This is a genomic window from Vibrio sp. 10N.261.55.C5 (assembly GCF_041470505.1).
Taxonomy (GTDB): Bacteria; Pseudomonadota; Gammaproteobacteria; order Enterobacterales; family Vibrionaceae; genus Vibrio; species Vibrio crassostreae_C.
In genome coordinates this window covers 41,658-64,161 of sequence record NZ_JBFRMS010000048.1, presented here as the reverse complement: position 1 = coordinate 64,161, position 22,504 = coordinate 41,658, and the positions used below count along the sequence as shown (strand labels likewise).

Annotated in this window: 19 protein-coding genes; 11 read left to right on the top strand and 8 right to left on the bottom strand. The window is 44.5% G+C overall.

Translation table 11 applies throughout. The features are described 5' to 3' along the window. Positions 1-60: 60 nt before the first annotated feature. The 7 genes from AB4263_RS17080 to AB4263_RS17050 form a co-directional block, all read right to left on the bottom strand. Positions 61-1,707 carry an ABC transporter transmembrane domain-containing protein gene (locus tag AB4263_RS17080; RefSeq protein ID WP_372098593.1) on the bottom strand — a complete coding sequence of 549 codons (1,647 nt, stop codon included), beginning with the start codon at positions 1,705-1,707 and terminating at the stop codon, positions 61-63. Positions 1,708-1,885: 178 nt separating this feature from the next. After that, on the bottom strand, positions 1,886-2,521 hold the full coding sequence (locus AB4263_RS17075; protein WP_372098592.1) for a CatB-related O-acetyltransferase: 636 nt from the start codon (positions 2,519-2,521) through the stop codon (positions 1,886-1,888). Between the two features lie 408 nt (positions 2,522-2,929). Continuing rightward, positions 2,930-4,042, bottom strand: coding sequence for an NADH:flavin oxidoreductase (locus AB4263_RS17070; RefSeq protein ID WP_372098591.1), 1,113 nt, complete (start codon positions 4,040-4,042; stop codon positions 2,930-2,932). Positions 4,043-4,330: 288 nt separating this feature from the next. Next, the gene (locus tag AB4263_RS17065) at positions 4,331-5,020 is read right to left on the bottom strand and encodes a hypothetical protein (protein WP_372098590.1); all 690 of its coding nucleotides are present in this window, start codon (positions 5,018-5,020) and stop codon (positions 4,331-4,333) included. Next, positions 5,020-6,210 (bottom strand): OmpP1/FadL family transporter, encoded by a 1,191-nt coding sequence (locus tag AB4263_RS17060; RefSeq protein WP_372098589.1) that lies wholly within the window; start codon positions 6,208-6,210, stop codon positions 5,020-5,022. The genes AB4263_RS17065 and AB4263_RS17060 overlap by 1 nt, the downstream gene beginning before the upstream one ends. Before the next feature lie 93 nt (positions 6,211-6,303). Further along, entirely contained in the window at positions 6,304-7,116 is an 813-nt protein-coding gene (locus AB4263_RS17055) for a crotonase/enoyl-CoA hydratase family protein (protein ID WP_017061730.1), read from the bottom strand. A 478-nt stretch (positions 7,117-7,594) separates the two neighbouring features. Beyond that, positions 7,595-8,788: a multidrug effflux MFS transporter gene (locus AB4263_RS17050; RefSeq protein ID WP_017061729.1), complete on the bottom strand. Its 1,194-nt coding sequence runs from the start codon at positions 8,786-8,788 to the stop codon at positions 7,595-7,597. Positions 8,789-9,058: 270 nt separating this feature from the next. Between AB4263_RS17050 and AB4263_RS17045 the strand changes: the two genes are divergently transcribed. The 4 genes from AB4263_RS17045 to AB4263_RS17030 all read left to right on the top strand — a co-directional run bounded on the left by AB4263_RS17045 (position 9,059) and on the right by AB4263_RS17030 (position 12,105). Further along, positions 9,059-10,144: a PQQ-dependent sugar dehydrogenase gene (locus AB4263_RS17045; protein ID WP_104216139.1), complete on the top strand. Its 1,086-nt coding sequence runs from the start codon at positions 9,059-9,061 to the stop codon at positions 10,142-10,144. A gap of 448 nt (positions 10,145-10,592) precedes the next feature. After that, positions 10,593-10,802, top strand: coding sequence for a cold-shock protein (locus tag AB4263_RS17040; RefSeq protein WP_010430417.1), 210 nt, complete (start codon positions 10,593-10,595; stop codon positions 10,800-10,802). Between the two features lie 117 nt (positions 10,803-10,919). Then, the gene (locus tag AB4263_RS17035) at positions 10,920-11,459 is read left to right on the top strand and encodes a YaeQ family protein (RefSeq protein WP_017061727.1); all 540 of its coding nucleotides are present in this window, start codon (positions 10,920-10,922) and stop codon (positions 11,457-11,459) included. Then, entirely contained in the window at positions 11,452-12,105 is a 654-nt protein-coding gene (locus AB4263_RS17030) for a hypothetical protein (protein WP_372098588.1), read from the top strand. The genes AB4263_RS17035 and AB4263_RS17030 overlap by 8 nt, the downstream gene beginning before the upstream one ends. 303 nt (positions 12,106-12,408) lie before the next feature. On the opposite strand, the gene folE is transcribed toward AB4263_RS17030, so the two are convergent. Then, entirely contained in the window at positions 12,409-13,062 is a 654-nt protein-coding gene (folE, locus tag AB4263_RS17025; RefSeq protein ID WP_017061725.1) for a GTP cyclohydrolase I FolE, read from the bottom strand. 215 nt (positions 13,063-13,277) lie between these two features. Between folE and moeA the strand changes: the two genes are divergently transcribed. The 7 genes from moeA (at position 13,278) to AB4263_RS16990 (ending at position 22,486) form a co-directional block, all read left to right on the top strand. Then, on the top strand, positions 13,278-14,513 hold the full coding sequence (gene moeA, locus AB4263_RS17020) for a molybdopterin molybdotransferase MoeA (RefSeq protein ID WP_372098587.1): 1,236 nt from the start codon (positions 13,278-13,280) through the stop codon (positions 14,511-14,513). 12 nt (positions 14,514-14,525) lie between these two features. Then, complete coding sequence (gene moeB / locus AB4263_RS17015; RefSeq protein ID WP_372098586.1) at positions 14,526-15,275, top strand: molybdopterin-synthase adenylyltransferase MoeB; 750 nt, start codon at positions 14,526-14,528, stop codon at positions 15,273-15,275. A gap of 255 nt (positions 15,276-15,530) precedes the next feature. Then, positions 15,531-17,666, top strand: coding sequence for an LruC domain-containing protein (locus tag AB4263_RS17010; protein WP_372058133.1), 2,136 nt, complete (start codon positions 15,531-15,533; stop codon positions 17,664-17,666). 11 nt (positions 17,667-17,677) lie between these two features. Beyond that, positions 17,678-18,313, top strand: coding sequence for a hypothetical protein (locus AB4263_RS17005; protein ID WP_372098585.1), 636 nt, complete (start codon positions 17,678-17,680; stop codon positions 18,311-18,313). Positions 18,314-18,519: 206 nt separating this feature from the next. Beyond that, a complete protein-coding gene (locus tag AB4263_RS17000) occupies positions 18,520-18,834 on the top strand; it encodes a hypothetical protein (RefSeq protein ID WP_017061706.1) in 315 nt (104 codons plus the stop codon). A 123-nt stretch (positions 18,835-18,957) separates the two neighbouring features. Then, positions 18,958-19,806: a sulfurtransferase gene (locus tag AB4263_RS16995; RefSeq protein WP_017065718.1), complete on the top strand. Its 849-nt coding sequence runs from the start codon at positions 18,958-18,960 to the stop codon at positions 19,804-19,806. Between the two features lie 385 nt (positions 19,807-20,191). Further along, on the top strand, positions 20,192-22,486 hold the full coding sequence (locus AB4263_RS16990) for a putative bifunctional diguanylate cyclase/phosphodiesterase (protein ID WP_372098584.1): 2,295 nt from the start codon (positions 20,192-20,194) through the stop codon (positions 22,484-22,486). Positions 22,487-22,504: the final 18 nt, after the last annotated feature.

The following is a 22,504-nucleotide window of genomic DNA, read 5'->3' as shown; positions in this document are numbered from 1 at the left end:
CAAAGTGTGCTCGCGCCCTGCGGTTGTTCGTACCTGAAGGGTTACCAATATCTAAACGATTCATACGACGGCCTCCTGATTACTCTCGCTGTCGACCGTAATAGCTCGACTTTCCACTGTAATGATTCGATTAGCCAATTCGCGAAGCTTCGAATGGTAGCTCACCATCAGTATCGTGCGTCCTGCCGTCACTTCTTCTTCCAAGACCTTAGCTAGATTCCCAAGGGCGTCTAAATCAAGTGAAGAATCCGGCCTTTCCAACATGATTATGGGTTTATCACTTGCCAATTGAGCCGCGATATTGAGCATTTTCACGTTACCCATACTCAACAAAGAAGCACTCGTATGGCCAATTTGTGTCTCTAGTCCATCGGGTAATCGAGTAATCTCTTTGGTTAAACCCAAACGCTTTGCATAGTCACTGGCGCTTTGCGTTTTCTCAGGGTCAAACCCGCACAAGTTGTCGAGAATAGTACCCGACACCAACTGCCCTTTAACGCCACAGTAGGCCGCAATATTTGTTACGGATGCGATTGAAACGGCAGCTCCGTTAATGAAGCACTCCCCCGCTTTTAGATCATCAATACCTGCAATCGACGACAATAAATGACTGTTAGTGTGGCGATCCTCACTCTCTAACAATATCAACTCACCTTTATTCAAGGTGACATCTGCATGAGAGAGTTCACCGTATCTTTCAACGGTCGCTTGCTTAATTTCCAAAGTCTCAAAGTCAGATAAGTGATTCTCAACTTGCTCAGAATCTGAAGATTGCGATAATGATAAGTCACTCAATTTTTCTATTGCCTGATTGGCACTATGTATTGAATTAAGCTTGATTCTAACCCCAACCAGAGCACTCAAAGGCGCAACCGCTCTGCCAGATAAGATAGAACATGCCGCCAAGCCACCAGTAGTTAACTGACCATCCAACACCCATAAGCTGCCAGTGATCACGAGTAAAACTGACGTGGCTAATGCAGCAAGCTGAATACATTCTTGGGCGAAGGCGTTCTGTTCTTCTTCTCTCGCTTTAGACTGAGAGCGAACATTATTGAGGGATTTAAACTGATTGAAGATTCGAGACTCAACAGCCTGGCGTTTGATTCCCTGAATGGTTTGGCTTAACAAAATCAAAAACGCTTTTCGCTCCTGCTCATCTTGGGAAGCTTCTTCACTTAAGCTTTTAACGCGAATAGAAGATAACCAAACAATTCCGAGAGTAATCAGCCAAACTGCCAAAGGTATCGCCACCAGCTCACCGCCGATGTAAGCCACCAAACCCAAGAAGATCAAGGCAAAAGGCAAATCAATAAAGCCTGCAATCACACCACCGGAATACCAATCTTTGACTTTTGATACTGAGCCCAGCCCCTCTTCCACGCCGCCAACACCAATGTGGCGAAGATGGCCTGATGAAGCCGTTGTTACTCTTTCAACCAAGGTTTGATAGGTCGCTTTCTCGGTATTGCTGGCCGCGGCTGACAAAAGCCAAGTACGCACAAACCGGATCAATGCTTCCATGGCAACAGCCAACGCTGCACCCGCCAACAACAAAGTGGCAGTACCGTAACTTTGGTTAGGTAAAATACGATCGTAAATTTGTAAAACCGTTAACGGAACGGCGAGAGAGAGAAGATTTATGAGTAAAGAAGGCAGTAGGACTTTCCCCACCACCCCTTTGTTTTTCATTGAACTTGCGGGCATACACAATCCTTATCCATGCTTATGAAATAAGATTGGTACACCATATTGAGTATTGCAAGGTAACGGACTGATTTAACGTGTTTTTCAATATAAATATGACACAGATCTTTCTATACAAATCTGTGGCTATACCTGTACCTTAAAAACGCTCCTTACAAATGCTCGTTACAAGCGCTCCTTACAAACAATTGTCGTAATCCGTTATCGCCTGCTTTAACTTTGAAAAGTCTGAGTTACATAAATACGGTTTCAGCGCTTCAAATTTATCTGAGGGCCACTCGTATATTTTGAATGACATGAGTTCGTCAATAACGGACTCATCAAAGCGGTGTTTAACGACTTTAGCTGGGGAGCCACCGACAATACTGTAGGGAGCGACGTCTTTAGTCACCACACTATTCGCTGCAACTACAGCGCCTTCGCCAATCGTCACACCGGGCATCACCATCGCTCGCATACCTAACCACACCCCATCTTCAATGTGAGTATCGCCTTTGCCAATGTAGGCGTCGTCGATGACATCCATAAATGGATACAGTGAAAACCAATCAACTCTGTGTGTATGGTTGCCACCCATTAAAATCACGACCTCTGCGCCAATACAGACATAATCACCGATATAGAGTTCGTCGATTTCCCATCGAGGCTCCCACTGGCGGCTGACTTCGTCGCCGTGTAAATAACGCACTACCGATTGTTCAAAACCATTATCCCAGCAATCGCTGTAATAACTGTGTTGACCTTTTACATGAATATTGAGGTTGGTTACGACTTCATGCAGCAACTCGAATTTGGACCAATGCTTCTTTTGCATTTTTACCTCTGAATGATCTATTTAGTTTTATTCGTTAGTTCGACGATGCAAATCCAAGGTGCACAAACTAACGCCCTATAAACACAGGGTTCACTGGGATGAATAGTGAGTATCACGCTTAAATCATAGCAATGTCGCTAAAACTAAAGAGGCGTCAGTGGATTCGAGGTTGCTTAAGAAGAGGAAGTAGTTTCAAAGTTTGCTCAGTTTTTATCGATAACTTGGTTGGATAATTTACAGGCGTAGTGTAACTGTTTAGTCGCGCCAATTTGACAGGAAGATGTGATTAATAAGGTTTCAAATATCGTTTCGTAGAATACGGCATGAACAAGAGCCTGCGCGATTACACAGGCTCAAACTTAGACTCGGCTATAAATTTCGGCTCACGCTTGGAGCTGGGCTCAGCGACTACATGCGTGCAAGCTGTACTTTTCTGTCTTTATTCACCACGCAGAAGTTACCGCGCTTAGTACGACACTTAGAGCATCGTTCGCATTCAACAGGGCTTCTATCCCCTTCCTTCCAACGCTTCACTAAATGGGGTTCAGAAAGCAGCGGTCTTGAAAGCGCGAAGTACTCAATGCCCGTGTTGTTTGCAATCGCTTCGATAGCATCAAAATCCGTTAGACCACCAACCGTGATCACTGGGATATTAACGTCTTGGCTAATCGCGTGACCATACTCATGGAAGTAGCCTTCAGCTTGAATGGTAAAACCATCGTGCGACTCGCCAATCATAGTGTCTGCTTTGCCATGAATATTGCCTGACACGACAATGCCATCCACACCCACTTGTTCAAGCTTTTTACACACAATACGTGTTTCATCGAAGGTGACACCACCTTCAAAAAACTCCGATGCAGTGAGTTTAACTAAGATAGGGAAATCATCACCCACCAGCTTACGTGTCGCGGTATAGATCTCTAACAAAAATCTCATGCGGTTTTCTAAGCTACCGCCGTATTCATCTTCACGTTGGTTGTAATAAGGGCTTAGAAATTGGTTAATCAGGTAAGTGTGAGCGGCATGAATTTCAACGCCATCAAAGCCTGACTTCTGTGCTCTCAAAGACGCTTGAGCAAACGCATCAACAATGTAGTCGATCTCGTCTTTGGTCATCGCTTTGCCTAGAGTTTGAGTTCCTTTTTCTGGAACCTCACTTGGTGCGTAGATCACTCGATCACCAAGATCATGCGTGGTTTTGGTGCCACCATAAGCCAATTGCATCACGATTTTAGAGTCGTTGTCGTGCACCAGTTGAGTCAGCTTCTGGTACTCTTCGATGAATGAGTCGTTATACATCCCCATCATGCCCGCATTCGGCTTTTCTTCTTCAACGATGTTCGCGTAACCCGTCACGATCAGGCCGACTTCACCTTGAGCCAACTCTTCATAGATAGCGTAAAGCTTGTCTGTCATATGGCCATCTTCGGTGGCCATATTTTCCCACGTTGCACTTCTCATTAAGCGGTTCTTTAGTGTCATCTTGCCAATGTGGGTTTCTGTAAACAAAGTGCTCAAGTGTCTTCCTCTCAAAATCGTGTTACGCGAGTTACCCATCAAGCATGGGCACTGATTCAGTGCGGATACTACAGAGAATAAACTAGGGAAAACTTAATCTAGATTAAGAGAGCGCCACTCTCATGTGAGAAAGATATAGAAAGCATCAAAAAGAGATAAAAAAGATTGGAGAAATGGTAACAAAAGAAAGTCGCTAAGTTTTAATAAGCGACTTTGTTCAATTTAATCTGGACTAAGTCAATGGTTCTTACGAGAGGTGTCCACCTGCGAATTTCTGCCTGCTAACAGTTATTTGAACTCATAGGTGTAAGACGCGCCAACACTGTTATTTTCACCGAAATCGTCCTCAGCAAAAATAGTGAAGAAGTTGAATGATTGAGCGTCACTCAACTTGTAGCTAGCACCGACGCCTGCCCAATACCCTGAATAATCATCAGACCCCATTGAACCGCCACCGAAGCCCATGATAGACCATTCATCAGTAATCGTTTTTAAACCAAACGCACCAATGTAGCCACCGTGTGTTGAGCTCGACATCAATACATAGTCAGAACCAACATTATCATCATCGAAAACCGCTACTTCGCCGTCATTATAGCTGTAACCAGCCATAGGGAAGATTTGCCAACCGAACGGCTCAATATCGAAATAGCTCAGTGGTATAAATGTGCCAATACTGTAGTTGTTCTTATAAGCATCGTTGTCATATTCAGAACGGCTAAAGTTGAAGTTAACAATACCCATAGGCAACAGCCATGAGCCGCCTATTCGCCATTCTTCGCCATCTGCGTTAACACGAGCATTGATCATTCGTGCTTCATCAAGCCCAATAGACCCAGAGAACTGCAGTTCTTCGTTATAAGCAACGCCAGCTTTGGTTACGATTTTAGTCGGATCATCAGGGTGCTTATCTTCAGCAAAAGCACCCGTTGAAAATAAAGACACTAAAGTAATGATTAGTAGATTACGTAATGTCATTAGAAGGTCGCGCTAACACCAACAAAGTGGATACGGCCATCGAACGAACCATTCAACAGATTAACTTGACCAAATCGACCATATCGATCCATCTCAACTGAACCCAAATCAGCGTATTCATAGAACACATCAATTAAGATGTCGTCCCAGTAGGTAGATGCGCCAACTGAGTAGCGGTACTGTTCACCCACAGGAAGGTCAACCCATTGCATTGACGGATCGTCTTGCGGAGAAGTTTCGTAAGAGAAGCCAGCTTTCAAACGCCAGTCTGAATTCAATTGATAATCCGCACCTACCGCAAATTTCCAAACGTCATCCCAGTCACGCTCAATCGGAACACCATTAATTGGACTTCCTGCTATTCCAAAATCAAGAACGGTTGTATCCCATTCACTCCAACGATGGAACTGAATACTAGCAAGCAGGTCAAGTTGAGAGTTCAAAGCATAGCTCGCACTGACATCGATGATTTCAGGTAAAGCAATATCAGTTGATAATGAATTCAATACGCCTTGGTTAATAACGCCATTTACATCATTGTTAAACTTATGCTCTAGCTTAGAACGGTAACTTGCGCCCAGCTTAAGTTTATCTGTCGGTGTGTACATTACGCCAAGGTTATAGCCGTATGCCCAGTCAGTATCTTGCTTCGCAGTAAGCATTGACGTTGTTTGTTTGAATGCAGCCCAACTGAATTGCACACCCGCGCCTACTGACCATTGGTCATTCAGCTTATAACTCAGTGATGGGTTCACTTGCATTGCAGTAAGAGTGATATCTTCTAGAAGTGCAGCACCCGCCCAATCACTGCCGTAATCAAGGCTAGAGCCGCCAACAGCGCCAAGCGCGATACCAAGGTGTAATTTGTCTGTGACTTGATGAGCGTGGAAGGCACCAAATGACGGCATTACGGAATGAGCTTTACCATCTGGATTACCACCGTTATCTTGATACTTCATTTCAAGATCGAATGCCATGGTGTTGATGGTCGTTTTGCTTTCGCCCATGTGAGACATAGTGGCAGGGTTTGTCCACATCGCCGCTGCAGATCGAGTGTAAACACCATCACCAGCGCCAGTAGTACCAGCGTTGGCAACGACAGCTTCTTGCAAAAGCAGGCCACTTGCGAATGCATTTAAGCTCATAAAAATTGCAGTGGCAGCTAGAGAGTAAGTAAAAGTTTTGTTCATCAGAGCGCTCATTTAGCCTTAGACATTAAATTGCTCTAAGGTTACCGCAAAGCTCAATAAACAAAGGGAATATCCATTATTCCTGTACAAGCGCTATTTAAACTTTCTGGCGACGTAAGGGCGTGGTTTGTCTCGATGAATTTCACGTTGAGCAGCAATCGCCCTGTTCTTACCTAACCCAACCTTTATCTGATACCAAGTTTCGCAGAATACAGCCATGCCCGGGCTTGACCACCAAGTCTTGTTGTAGAGCTTCTTGTTAGCAGCGACGACATCTGGCGACCGATTCGCACACTCAAGTGCCAACGCATAGGCTTCAGCGTAAGGATCTTCGGCAATCTTGGTCACCAACCCATATTCTTTAGCGGTTTCACAGTCGATCACTTTGGCCGTCATCGCCATTTCAAGGGTGTGATCTTTACGCATCAGCTCTCTAAAAGCGATAGCGCCTCCCATGTCTGGAATCAGACCCCACTTTGCTTCCAATATAGAGAAGTTCGCATCCGGGCTAGCAATTCTAAAATCACCCCCACTGACCAATTGCAGGCCGCCTCCCCAACAACGACCATGAATCGCAAAAATGACAGGGCATGGAATATCTCGCCAACCCAATGAAAAGCGTTGTGCAGCGTTAGGCAATGTCGGTAGCCATTTAAACAAGAGCTTCATCGCCCCAGATTTACTGGTTAATAGGGACTTAACATCAAGCCCTGAACAAAAATCAGAACCCTCACCTTTTACTATTACGGCACGAATCTCGGTGTTCTTTTTCAGCTGAGTCACCATGTTATTCACGCCTTGAAACATTGCCATATCAATAGCATTGAGCTTATCGGGTCGATTCAACACAACCGTCGCAATTTGGTTTTTATCGATAGAACAAGTAATACGATCGAGGTTTGGCATGGTGGCTACCTTATCAGTGGTCAGACCTTTAGGTTATACATTTTATTAACATATGCCAAACTTGCACATTAAGAAGCGAGACCTGTGTTGCTTAACGTCTTTCCCTTTACACAAACGACATCAACAAAAAAGCAGTGATGGATCGCTCCATTCACTGCTTTTCATCCGTAGCTTTTATCGCCAATGGCTTTGATTGCCAGTAGCTTTGATTAGCAATGGCTTTCGGTCATGAGCAAAACCTATGTTCTTCGAGATTTCAGTAGCAAGAAGATAAAGTAGCTGCCAGCAATAATGGAAACTAACGTCCCTGCCGCAAGCTGCGCTCGGAACACTACCACTTGCCCTAAGCAGTCAGAAAATAGCATATATTCTGGTAACTTAAACCAAAGCGCTGAACATTAAAAAGGCCATTGAAATTCATCATTTCAATGGCCTTCTCGTTCCTACTAGCCAGGCAGCTAGCTAATTACCTAAGCAACTAACTGAGCTGAGACTCTCTCGCTTCTTGGCTACTGAAACCACGCAAAATGTTAAACAGGGTAATCAATGTGAACAGCATGATAACGAGCGATAAATGCCACGCTTCCCCTAACCCTAACTGAACCAGGCCCATACTCACCATTGAAGACACCACCATCTGCCCGCCACCAGACATCGCAGCCGCCGCGCCAGCGTTCTTCTTATAAGGCAACATCACTAACGCCTGAGCACAAGGTAACGCAATACCATTACCAAGGATCATCAAGAACTGGCCAAGCATGAGATACAAAGGTTCGAGTGGACAGAAGAACAGCCACAAGGCCGCAGCAACGTGCAATACAGGTGTGCATAACAGAGTTTTCTTGTTACCCAGCATAGGGCGAATACGGTTACATAAGCCTGTTCCGCCAAGCATGCCTAATGCTGGAATCACCGCCCACATCGCGTATTCATCTGACGTCATACCAATCTGGTTTTGCATGATAAATGGCATCACCGACACAGTGGTGATCATCAAGCTAAAGTTAAGCCAACCGATACTCGCAAAGCTCATAAAATAACGAGAAGTGAGTAGCTCTTTATATTGAGAAACCATTTTATTCGGTGAAGGGATCGCCGAAACCTGAGTGACAGTTTCTTTAAACTTGAACGCCAATACACCCCAAGCCAATGAGACATAGCCAAGTAGTGAGATGAACACCATGCTCCAACCGAAGTGGAAGTTAATGAATCCACCGATAACGGGCGCGATCAAAGGTGTTATAGACGCAACCATAGCAATGTAAGACATCGCCAAAGGCAAGTCTGCCCCACTGAATCTGTCTCGCGTAGAAGCACGAGCAAGTACCGCGCAACAACCGGTTCCTAAGCCTTGCAGGAATCGCCCCATCACCATGCTAGTAAACGAATGGCTGAAGAAGATGATCATCAATAACCCAAGCATGGCAATCAACAAACCGCTTAACAGTACCTTCTTGCGTCCCAAAGCATCGGAAATAGGGCCATAAATAAACTGGGAAGGGCCAAAGCCTAATAAATACACACTCACCAAAAGCTGAGCTTGCTCTAGCGAGACATCAAAATCTTTTGCGATCCAAGGTAAAGAAGGAAACACCAAGCCCATACTGAGCTGGCCGATACTGATGACCAAGCACGCAAGTAAGATCGATTTAAAATCAAATCCACGACTCATCGTTTAATAGGTCCGTTCGAAGAAAAATCGTGCGTATCTAACTCACAACATAAAAACTGAGAAAATAGCGAAAATGCTGCTGGTGAGTTGTTCATAATGCTCCGACGGGATCAAATAGAGAAAGGCAGAGTAAACATACGTGAGCTTGTATAATCATACAATAGGCGTTCAACTAAATATGTGAATAGTCACTTTTCAGCAACCTCGGCTTTCCGCCTATCGGCCACAAGCGCTAGACTAACACTAGATGCTCATAATCAAGGGACTTCAATGAACACTCATCACCGTATTTTTTCATGTGCTTTGGCGCTGCTTGCCTCAGGTCCTGTAACGTCAGCCTTTGCTTGGCAGGCAGAGAAGATCACCGACGGACTCGTGATCCCTTGGGGACTGGCTTATGTCAACGATAAGTCCATGCTAGTCACAGAAAAATCAGGCGTCATTAAACATGTCGATTTAAAAACTGGCGATCAACACACACTCTTCAGGCTGCCCAATGTATGGGCGAAAGGCCAAGGTGGATTATTAGATATCGCACTTTCCCCTTTTGAAAACGGAAAGTTCTACGTCACTTACAGTAAAGACATCGATGATGAAGGCGTAACAACACTGGCTTCTGCTAATTACAGCAATAATGAAGTCATCAATTGGACAGACGTGTTTGTAACTAAATCCAGAACGGACACAGGACGTCACTTTGGTAGCCGTATCACCTTTGATGATAGCCACCTGTACTTTTCAATCGGTGATCGAGGTGATCGAGACAACGGCCAAGACACCATGACTCACGCCGGATCAATATTACGACTGAATGCCGATGGAAGCACACCAAGCGATAACCCATTCACGGATAACAACAAAGTGCTCAATGAAATTTGGAGCTTTGGCCATCGTAATCCACAAGGTCTGTATTACGATTTCCCGACTCAAAAGCTTTGGTCGATTGAACACGGCCCTCGCGGTGGTGATGAAATTAACCTAATAAAAGCGGGTGCCAACTATGGGTGGCCTGTCACCTCACACGGAAAAGAGTATTGGGGCCCTATCAGCGTTGGCGAATCGGAAACCAAAGATGGTATTGAAGCGCCAAAAAAAGTCTATGTTCCTTCAATCGCTCCGGGCAGTTTGCTTGTTTACCAAGGAGACAAATACCCAGAGCTGAAAGGCAAACTGCTGGCTGGCGCACTAAAACTTACTCACATCAATATTGTGACAGTCAATGAACAAGGTGAGGCAATCGAGGAAGAACGCATTTTAGAGGACTTGGGCGAAAGGATAAGAGACATCGAAACTTCACCAAACGGAGACATCTTCTTCAGCACTGATAATGGCAACCTGTACCGCTTGAAAAAGTAGCCGAGACCTCGTTCAAGTAAAGGCACTTACCTTACAACGACATTTATAAATATAAGCCGTTAAAAGTGGGCTCAACGCCCAGTTAGCGGCTTTAAATTTGCAAAAATGAATGCGCTAAAACAGTGCATTTACTCCAAATTCGTCATCAATTTCGACCACCTTTTTCACAAAAACTACAACAAATCACCATACAACTGTAACTCCATGATATTTAAGGAATGCAAAGTTTGACTACCCCCAAGTTTCTGCAACCTTTCCCTATGTATTCGATTGACTATCCCCTGATTTGATTTAGACTCGTTCCCGGCTAGAAAGAAAGTTCTTTGTATATAAACATTTCGTTGGATTACTAGTAACCCCGTTGTGTTGTACGCAATAGCAATAAACTTTTCCGCGCTATCAGTGCCACAATTGGCTCAAAATAAAAATTTAATTTTAGGATATCATCATGTCTAACACAGTTACTGGTACAGTAAAATGGTTCAACGAAACTAAAGGCTTCGGCTTCATTCAACAAGAAAACGGCCCAGACGTATTCGCACACTTCTCTGCTATCACTGGCGACGGTTTCAAAACTCTTGCTGAAGGCCAAAAAGTTGAGTTCGTAGTATCTCAAGGTCAAAAAGGCCCACAAGCTGACAGCATCAAAGTACTTTAATTTAGTATTTTAAAGCTTTCTAAAAATAGCCAGCCTCTGCTGGCTATTTTTTTACCCGCTATTCAGAGATTTAAGGTAATATTCCCCTTCACTATTTCTACCTAAGACACCCTCTCAATGGCTCTTAAACCGACAATCTACAAGTTTCGTATCTCTTTAACCGATATGAATCGCGACTATTACGACTCTTTCAATCTAACGGTTGCACAACACCCTTCTGAAACAGAACAGCGAATGATGGCTCGAATCATGGCTTTCTGTATCAATGCATCTCCTGAACTTGAGTTCACTAAAGGATTGTCTAGCATTGAAGAACCCGATTTATGGCAGAAGTCGTTAGACGATCAAATCCTAGAATGGGTCGATGTGGGCGAACCCGATCCAGAGCGTGTTAAGAAGGCAACTCGCCTATCTAAATCAGTACGCGTATTCAGCTTCAACACTAAATCAAACGTTTGGTGGGAGCAGAACAAAGGTAAATTCGGCTACCTAAAAGCTCAGATCGTTCGTCTAGACAACGATGGTATTGAGCAGCTAGCGGCGATGACACAACGTACGATGGATCTTTCAGTCATGCTGACGGGTAACTCTGCTTTCATTAACAGCGATACTCAATCGGCAGAAGTAACGTGGGAAGAGCTACAGAGTAATGACTGAGCGTCCAACCCCGAATAATTCGCAAACAGCAGCTAGCCAGCTAGAAGAAGCCAAGCAACAAGCCGACGCGCGGCAAGAAATCAAAGCTAAACAACAAGCTAGAACCAAGCTTCACCAGTGTTTAAAAGAAGCAGGTTTAGGTTCAGTCAAAGCGCTCTCGACAGGCTACGAGAAAGAGCTGTCGTCATTTATTGATGAAAACCACGCTCTGTTCAAACACGCTTGCGAGAACAAGCCTGACAACTCTGCACGTCAGACGTTGCTTGGCCTGTTAACCAAGGTACATATCGATGCAAGCTATCGCTTTGAAAGCTATAAAGAAGCGAATGAGACGATGCAAAATGTATTCGATAATACTGTGGGCACTGAGCACAGTGACAAGTTTCAAAACTCTAACGCTCAACAGTTAAAACTAGTCACGCATTTGTGGTTGTTCATTCAAGGACGACTAGGAATGGATTACAGCCTAGCCAATGATCACGCAGCTGTAGCCGCTACGCTATTGTCTCGTATATCGAGAAGCAGTGATGATGAGATTCGCGTAGAGTTCATGGCCAGTTTTTACGATGGTTTGAACATCTATCAAGCCGAGAACAAGCCATCAGGTATTGTTCACCACTTAAAGCGTTTGTTTAACCTTTCTTAAGCACTCCCACCAGCGACTGATTCTAGTTACGCTCTATATGCTTTCAACAAACGTTAAGATATAGAGCGTGCTTTTTCTGCTTGGCCGCAACAGATTCCCTATTACGTTCATTCCTCACTTTAGGGAATGGCGAAAGTGAATAAGTCGCTCATTCTTCACTTTAGGGAATAACAGCATTCTCAGCCATTACAGTTGACTTCATTGCAGGCGTAAAAAAGCCCCGCATAAAGCGAGGCTTAGAATATATTTCAATGAACATCAATTTACAGAGGCTAAATTGAATTCATCTAATAATGCAGTGAATCAACGCAGGCCGTGTAAGAACTCGTGGCGCGTTGCTGGGTTTGATCTGAAGATACCGCCCAGAGCTGTTGTTGTCGTTTCGCTAGTCGCGTCCATTACACCGCGTGATTTCACGCAGTAGTGAACCGCATCCATGGTGACAGCAACGTCATCAGTTTCGAGTAGCGTTTGCAGTGCAACAAGGATCTGCTGCGTCATACGCTCTTGAACTTGTGGGCGCTGAGCAAAGAATCGAACAATACGGTTAATCTTTGAAAGACCAATGATTTTTCCACGCGGGATATAAGCGACCGCAGTCTTACCATCAATCGTCACTAAGTGGTGCTCACAAGTACTGGTCACGGTAATGTCTTTTACTCGTACCATCTCACGAACGCCCATCTTGTTTTCGATTACCGTAATTTTAGGGAAATTGGCGTAATCCAAACCAGAGAAAATTTCATCCACGTACATTTTAGCAATACGTTGCGGTGTTTCTTCCAGACTATCGTCCGTAAGATCAAGTTCAAGGAGAGTGAGAATCTCACGCATATGGTGTTCGATTCGTTCCTTTTTCTCTTCTCGGCTAACCTGGTTTGGACTCATTGGTGTCTCTAAACCACGGCTTGCTAGCGCATCTTTAACCAACTTCGCTGATTCGCTAAGACCTGACATTGAACTTCCTCTTTTATTACCCCTTCTGGATGGCAAACAAGGATACTCGGAATTTTGAATAAATACACCCATATTTTAAGGGAGGTCATTATTTACGGGGCTTAAACTGTGCTAGAGTGGCTAGAATTTCGTTGGCGAATCAGGTGCTCTGATCATTATTTAACCACCATTGCCAACCACAAAATCAAAACAATAACGATCAAAGGATTTCAATTATGGGCTGTTGCGACGCTCCGGGCTTGATGCCAATTGAAGAAGCACTAGATAAGCTGCTATCGCCAATTCAACCTATTCGAACGACCTTATCACTGCCATTGGCAGAAGCATTGGGTTACGTACTTGCTGAAGATATTCTATCCCCTATTTTCGTACCTCCTTTTGATAACTCAGCAATGGACGGCTATGCACTGCGCTTAGCAGACCTAGAAAACAGTGAAGTGCTGCCTTTAGCGGGCAAGTCCTTTGCAGGTCAACCTTTTGAAGGTGAATGGCCAGCAAACACCTGTATTCGCATTATGACTGGCGCAAAGATCCCGGAAGGTTGTGACGTCGTAATCATGCAAGAAAACACTGCTGAAACTGACGCTGGCATTGAGATTCAGCAAGACGACATCAAGCTGAACAATAACATTCGCCCTACCGGTGACGACATCAAGCAAGGCGATATCGTTCTTAGCCGTGGCGAACGTTTAACACCTCGTGACATTCCAATGATTGCTTCGCTCGGTGTGAGTCATGTAACTGTGGCACACAAACCTAAAGTCGCTTTCTTCTCTACTGGCGATGAGCTCAAGCCACTAGGTCAGCCTCTTGAAGATGGTCAGATCTACGACAGCAACCGCTACGGTATCAAACCACTGATTGAAGCGTTTGGTTGCGAAGCAATTGACCTAGGTATTATTCCTGATTGCCCTGCAACGCTTAAAGAAACCTTTGTAAAAGCGCAAGAACTGGCAGACGTAGTTGTCACTTCTGGTGGCGTAAGTGTCGGCGAAGCTGATTACACCAAAGACATTCTTGAAGAGCTTGGCGAAATCGGCTTTTGGAAACTAGCAATCAAACCAGGTAAACCATTCGCATTTGGTGAGCTAGACAACGCTTGGTTCTGTGGCCTACCGGGTAACCCAGTGTCAGCAATGATGACTATGTATGTGTTAGTTCAGCCTATGCTGGCTAAATTAGCTGGTCACACAGCATGGACAGCACCAGAGTCGATTCCTGCTATCACTAAATCTGCATTCAAAAAAGGCCCAGGCCGTACTGATTACCAACGTGGCATCTACTCGATTGAAAACGGTAAGTTTGTAGTAGAAACAACAGGTAACCAAAGCTCTGGCGCTTTCCGCTCAATGAGCTTAGCAAACTGCTTTGTGGTACTAGAGCGCGAACGTGGCCGTGTTGAAGTCGGTGAAACGGTTCAGATTCAACTGTTTAACTCCACGCTTTACTAACGAGGCTTGCTGATGGAAATACTGTCTGACGCAGAGATGCTTCGCTATAACCGCCAGATCATTCTCAAGCAGTTTGATTTTGAGGGTCAAGAAGCGCTGAAACAGAGCTCGATTTTGGTGTTAGGTGCGGGTGGTTTAGGCTGTGCCTCTGCTCAATACCTTGCGACTGCGGGTATTGGTAAGCTAATGCTGATCGACGACGATGTTGTCGAGCTTTCAAACTTGCAACGACAAGTGCTTCACACCGATGCTGATATTGGTAAGAAGAAAGTCGTTTCAGCCGCTGAATCATTACAGGTGTTAAACCCACACCTTAGAGTTGAAACGGTCGACCACAGACTTGATGACGAGGCACTAGCAAAGCTCATTGAAGCGCATTCGTTAGTACTTGATGCCAGCGACAACGTTGAAACGCGCAATCAACTTAACCGTTTGTGTTACGCCTCAAAAACGCCACTTGTATCGGGCGCTGCGATTCGCATGGAAGGTCAGATTAGTGTCTTCACTTATCAAGATGCTGACGCACCCTGTTACCAGTGTTTAAGCGCTCTATTTGGCAACGCTGCTCTAAGCTGTGTTGAAGCCGGTGTGATGGCACCTGTTGTTGGCATGGTAGGCGCGGCTCAGGCTTTGGAAGCTATCAAGGTTATTGCCGGGTTTGGACAACCAAAGCAAGGCAAGCTTTTGATTCTCGATGCCATGTCTCACAGCTGGCGTGAAATGAATTTAATGAAGATGCCTAATTGTTCGGTGTGTGGATAAGCTAAATCATATCCCCTCTTATCGAAAACTTAAGCCTTGACTATATGTTGGGGCTTTTTTATATCTCAACGTCAGCATCTCAACTCGCTTTATCAATTTGAAATACTCTATGAGAGATTAGTTTCATTTGAGTTCTCATTTTGAGAATACAATAAAAAAATCAGCACCACAAAATATAATCGTTAAAAATCAACGCGTTAAATTTGGCACATAACTTGTAACTATATTTGTACCTTCCATCACAAGGATGTAGATATGAGAATTACAACGTTAAGTTTGCTATTAAGTGCCCCTCTAGTCGCCAACGCAGCGCCATTCGATACCTGCCCTAGTCAAGCATACCTCTTTCAGTCGAAACCCGTTGAAGTTTGGGGTGTAAACCTAGTAACAGGTTCAACCACTCTGTTAGAAGACGATACGGGTATGAATGCCAATATCAATGGTGTTGGTTTCGACTTTCAAGACAGATATATTTATGGCTATGACACCACCAACAAACGCTTGGTGCGCCTTGGACAGGATTTCCAAGCTGAAGTTATCAATACCAGTGGCTTACCAACCGATCACACTTTCTATGTCGGCGACGTCTATGACCATGTTTACTACTTGTATCGTACAGGTAAGGGACTATTTACTGTTGACCTCTCTCCTTTAGACTCTGATCCGAATGCGACCGTCACGGTCAACAAAATCGGAGGCAGCCCAGCAACTGTAAAATTGACTGATTTCGCCTTTCATCCAAGTGATGGCTCTTTATATGGTATCGATAATAACTCTGGTGGCTTATACAGCTTCAACCCTACAACTGGTGCCGAAACCTACATCGGAGACACCGGCGAGTTAGGTACGTTCGGTGCTGGCTATTTTGATGTAAACGGCTACTACTACGTATCTCGAAACCAAGACGGTAAAATTTACCGTATCAATCTGTCTCCAGACAACGCTGCCAATATCGCGGCAGGTATTGTTCCAGCCGTTGAATTTGTTTCGAATGGCCCAGCTTCTGGTCAAAACGATGGTGCTCGTTGTGCTAATGCACCTGTTGTTGATGAAGACTCAAACATCGACTTCGGTGATGCTCCAGACAGCTACCTAACGTTACTGGCGAGCAATGGCCCTCGACATGAACTCGATGGCATCACATGGTTAGGTACAACTCCTCCAGATGCGGATTTAGATGGTTATGTCACACCTCAATCAGATGAAACTGTCGGGGTGGATGATGAATGGGCAAACGGTGGTATCGGTTTTGTTACCGCACTTGAAGCAGGGCTTGATTCAAAAGTAGTAATTGAAGCTTCAACAACCGGTTACCTTTCAGCTTGGATAGACTGGAACCAAGATGGCAGTTTCGATGGCGCCAACGAGCAAGTATTTACCGATTACCTGTTAGATACGGGTGAAAACGATCTGTTCCTAAATGTCGATATCAACGCTCTGACCGGTACGACGTGGGCTCGCTTTAGATTCAGTCAACAAACCAACCTAAGTTACTTTGGCGGTTCAACCTCTGGTGAGGTGGTCGATATTCAAGTCGATGTTCTTAACGATGGTGCCACTGCTCGTTACTTCCCAAGTGCTTCTGGTTACGCAACGCTCGCGTACGAAGATAACTGGCCTTATAAAGCTGACTACGACATGAACGATGCTGTTCTTATGTATCGTATTACTGAAATCCTTAAAGATGGAAAAGTCGTTAAATCAACTATCGACGGCCGCCTAGCTGCTGTCGGGGCATCGTACAGAAATGGTTTTGCTGTTCGACTTCCTAACCTCGACCCGAGCTTGGTGAGTAGTGGTAGCTCTTACATGAAACACAACGGCGTATTCACTGACCTTGACCTAGAAGATGGACGTAGCGAAGCAATCTTTGTTATCGCCAATGACCTGACAGAAAAAATCAGCACTGGCTGTACCTTCTACCGCACCAGTAATGGATGTAAAGAAGATGAGCAGTTCTCGTTCCAAATTGGTATTACTTTAGCCGGTGACGGTGTGAGTACTGGCAGCTGGACCGATATGCCTTACGACCCGTTCATCTTCGCAACGCCTGGGTATTATCATGGTGAAAACCTACCTCTACATCCAGGACGCAGCTGGGAGGTTCACTTGCCAGACCAAGCTCCAACCGAAGCATTTGATACCACTAACCTCTTTGAAGCTGGTTTAGGCGTCGATGACAGTAATCCATCAACAGGTAAATACTTCAAAACAGTAGAAAACCACCCTTGGGCACTAATAGTGACTTCGGATGACGAATGGGAGTGGCCTTTAGAGTACGTCGATATTGTTACCGCTTACCCAGGGTTTAAAGAATACGCAGAATCCGGCGGTGAAACGAACCAAACATGGTACCAATCACCTGCAGACAACCAACGTTACGAACCATAAGGAGAGACGTTATGACTATTCACACTAAACAATATCGAGACAATCATTGCGTTGATTCAAGTCGCAATCTCTTTGAGGAAAAACGTATGTCTGTACAAAGCACTTGGAACATCAAGAAGTCACTAGCCGTTATTTTAGCTGCAGCGCCATTAGTATTAGCCGGCTGTGGAGGCGGCGGCGGTGGGGGCGGAAGTACATCTACGGCATCACCATCTACACCCTCGACACCTGCAACTCCGTCGAATCCGGTAACAGCAACGACTCCGGTAACAGCAACGCCTTCGCCGTCTCCCGCGACAAGTGCGGTAGCAGCGCAGAGCTATACGATGAGTGATTTGGTGGTACCTAATGGATTTGACTACAACTCTGTTGAACAGTTTGATCTCAACATTGACATCAGCAGCATTTCGACAGACCGTTCTTTTGTGACCGTTTATAGCCGCTTTAGTACAAGAGATGACTCAACCTTGAAGCCGGATTACTCCAGCAAGGTCATTGCGGGCCCACTAGATAACGGTGTGTTCGCCTCCAACTTTGCAGCACCAGTAAACCATGACGCACTCTTGATAGAGATTTGGTTTTACGATGGTCAACCTCCATTACAACAAGTGGTTTCTAGCGGCGACTCTCAGATTGTCTGGCAGTAAATTGTTTAACAGCAGGTAACTTGTCGTTAGCGAGATCTCTGACGAAACAGAGTCAAAATGGATTGTTTGTAAGTAGGAAGTGAGCAGAAATGCTCACTTTTTTATTTTCGTCGAAGAGCAGTTAATTCAGCTTTCTTAGCGAGTAGCATTCACTTTACCACCAACCTCACTTATATTTTCAACATAACCTTCAAAGACTTACTCTCATGAAACAGTTAAAAATAGGTCTATTTATCTTAATGTGTGGCGTAGGCGTGTTAGTTGCCCTTGCCTATTTCCCGCTAACATCAGAGACGGGGCAACGTATTCAAGCCAAAGTAATTTCGAACACGCTTACTCAATCCTTAGATGGGCACAGGCGTTATCTGACGGTTCAGACAAAAGATAATGACGTATTTCGGCTCTCTATTGCTCCTACCACAGACTGCCCTATTGATTCTGTGGTCGCGCTTGATACATTAAACAATCAAATAACCGGACAAAGCAGTTATCAGTTCATCCACTGTCGAGCTGCACAGTAGCCATCGATGCAACAACGGTATTCGTAAAGCAACTGTATTCGCAAAAGCAACAGTAATCGCTCTACCACTGTATTCGCTAAAACAGTAAGAATCGCTAAAACAACAAGAATGGATATAACAATAATGAATCAGCCACTCATCTCACCACAACAACTTCAACAACGTTTGCTAGCAGAAGACAATATCATCATCCTCGACGCCAGCATCGAGTTTCAAATTCCAAGCGAGTCAGAAAAGATCAAAGGACAAATGATTCCTGGTGCTATTCGTTTTGACTACGACAAAGACTTTTGTAACAAGCACACTCTGCTTCCTCACATGTTTCCGAGCGAAAAACACTTCAACACTCGCGCAAAAGAAATTGGCATCAATCAAGACAGTACGATTGTGGTTTACGATAACTCCGGAACCTTCGCTTCTCCTCGTGCGTGGTGGATGTTTATGGCAATGGGACACAACGATGTATTCATCTTAGATGGCGGTTTGCCAGCTTGGATCGAAGCCGGTTACGCGACCGAGACTGACTATCGCACCGAAGTAAAAGCGGGCAATTTTGAAGGCCATATTCAAGACAACTACTTTGTCAGTGCTCAGCAGATTGAAGGTTACTCAACTGACAAGAGCGCAAACATTGTAGATGCTCGTTCTCAAGCTCGTTTCGATTCAGAAGTTCCTGAACCACGTGAAGGCTTGCGTAGTGGCCATATACCGAATTCTATTTGCCTACCATTTGCCCAAGTACTCAAAAACGGCAAGTTAAAGTCCCAAGAAGAGCTTATTGATATCTTTTCAACGCTAGAATTAACGCCTTCTCAACCTATGTTCTTTAGCTGTGGCTCTGGCGTAACAGCTTGCATCATATTATTAGCCGCTAAACTCGCTGGCTATAACGGTGAAATGGGTGTTTACGATGGTTCATGGACGGAATGGGGTGCTAACGACAAACTCCCTATCGCCGTGACTAAAAAGTAATTCAACTTCGCTTAATGCAACTATTAGAATATACTGCGCATGCATAAAGAGCTTACTGATAATGATGGCCCCACGTCTCATGAAGTAAGCCTCTATGTCGCAGTCAAAGCTATGTTCATTTGAGACCAAGACTCGATTCACGCCGTTTGATTTGTAACCCACATCAACTTGCTAACCATAATTCGTGATTAATCATAAACTAATCGTTATCGACGTTATGAATACTAATTTTTCACTCAAGAATCTCTGCTCGTAGTCGTTACACTATTTAATCATTAATACTTTCATCATTGATGTTTGTATTTTTCGTTGCATGAATCGCGCTGACAACCCAATAGTTTGTCACTTGCAGTCTGTTAAAAGTAGTAACCAACAAAGGCATCTCATGGCTCTATTTAAGCAAAATATCTGGTCGCTGTACGCGTTTGTCGTACTACTGACCCTGATACTTTTCGCCGCGTTGGGAATAACAAACTGGAAAGCAAACAGAGACGACTTCATAGAGCAGCAACACATTCAGGTTGAGCTTTTTTCTAGCTCCGTCAACTCGCTGCTGACCAGTCAAGAAGCCTTGTTAGAAGTGGTTGGCCATCAACTGGCTCAACAGTCTGATTTCACACGTACTGCATCTATCCAGATTAGGCCAATATTAGACAAGCTACTTGAGACCCACCCTGCGATAGCAGCGTTTGGCTTGTTGAACACCGACGGTGATTACCTCTCGATTAGCTCAAATCTCGAACTTGCGAATCAAAGGAACTTGCTGCAATACCCGCCAACCAGAGGCTCCTTCCTAGACACCCTATCAAGCAGTAGCATGGTGCTTGGCCGTACCTATTTTCAAGATTCGTTGAATAGCTTAGTCATCCCGCTGAGAAAATCCATTTCAATCGATGGCAAGAAAACCGATGCAGTAATGACCGCAGGGCTACGATTAGACGCAACGATCGTATTTGAAAATAATGCTCACGCCGGAAGTTTCAATACACTAAGCCTGATCAGAAAAGACAGCTATCGCCAGTTTTATTCAAGTGATATTGAATCTGAGAGTGCCTATTCCTCTCCAGTCGGCAAAGATGTCATACAGCGTATTGCAAGTATCTTTACCGACCACTTCGGAATTAGCGTACAAGAAGCGATGAATGGGCAAGAAACCTATTCTTTTGTCGTCGACGATGAAGAGTACCACTCTTTGATGAGCGCGAAATACATCCCAAACTACAAATTATGGGTGGTAGGACGTACGGATCTAACTCACGTCGATAGTATATTCATACAAGAGTTCAGCATTCTTTTCGTTGCCTTTATTTTTCTTCAGTTTGGTTTCTACTTTTTGGTTAAGTCGATTGCCAAGAATGAACAACGGACTCGTAGCCAACTCATTTATCAGGCGAACCATGACCCTTTAACCTCTCTGCCAAACCGTTTGTACATGCGTAGAAACATTGGTAAATGGATTGACGATGAGTCAGAGCCGTTTTCGCTGTTGTTTATCGATATCGATAACTTTAAATGCGTCAATGACACCCACGGGCATGACTTTGGAGATAAGGTTCTCAAACAGATCGCTTTGCGTTTGATGAGGTTCCGATCTCGCCTCAGCCTATTGGTACGTGAATCCAGTGATGAGTTTTTGTTCTTGACGCCCTTGTCGAATGAAGCTGAAATTAAACGACTCGCCAAGCGCATTATTGAAGTGCTTTCTCAACCTTATGAAGTTGAAAGCGCTCAGTTTTTGTTAGGTTGCAGCATCGGCGTAGCGCGTTTCCCAGAACACGGAAAAGATCTGGATAGCCTGTTACGTTCTGCCGATATTTCAATGTACAAAGCGAAACAGCAGCAAAACTCGTACAGTATTTTCACAACGGAAATGCAAGATGCTCATCTCTACAAAATGAAAGTAGAACAAAGGCTACGCATCGCTATCGAGAAACAAACGCTGTTCATGGTTTTCCAACCGCTGGTTCGTGCAAATGAAAGTATTCATGGTGTAGAAGCACTCGTGCGCTGGATTGATGAGGAATTGGGTTTTGTTCCGCCAGATGTCTTTATACCGATAGCAGAGAACACGGGTTTAATGCAAAAACTGGGGACTTTTATTATTGAGTCCAGCATTATGCAGATCGCCCACTTGCACCGAACAACAGAACAAAAGATCGGGCTGTCGATCAACATATCAGTGCGTCAGTTTTCTCATCAATCCTTCTCTGAGCACTTGTTCGCGACACTAGAAAAGTATCAACTCTCTCCTAGCTGTGTAACGCTAGAAATTACCGAGAGCTTGTTCATTGAAGATGTGACTTTGGTGAAACCGACTTTTGAAGCCCTCAAAGAGAAGAATATAAAGATCTCTTTAGATGATTTCGGGACAGGTTATTCATCACTAGGTATGTTGAAAGCACTGCCTATCGATGAACTTAAAATCGATAAGAGCTTTATTGAGAACATTGCTGTCGATCAGCAGTCACTCACCATGGTGCAAAACATCATCGCAATCGGTAAGAACTTCGGCATGGTGGTATTAGCAGAAGGCGTAGAATCAAACGAACACTTCGCAATTCTAAAGGCATGTGGATGTGACTTAATGCAAGGCTATTACTTCTCTCGCCCTATTCCTTATGATGAGCTGGCTACTCACCTAAACAAGAAAGTGACCGAGCACGCGGAATGTTCTGTTTAAGAACGTGAGTTAAATAGA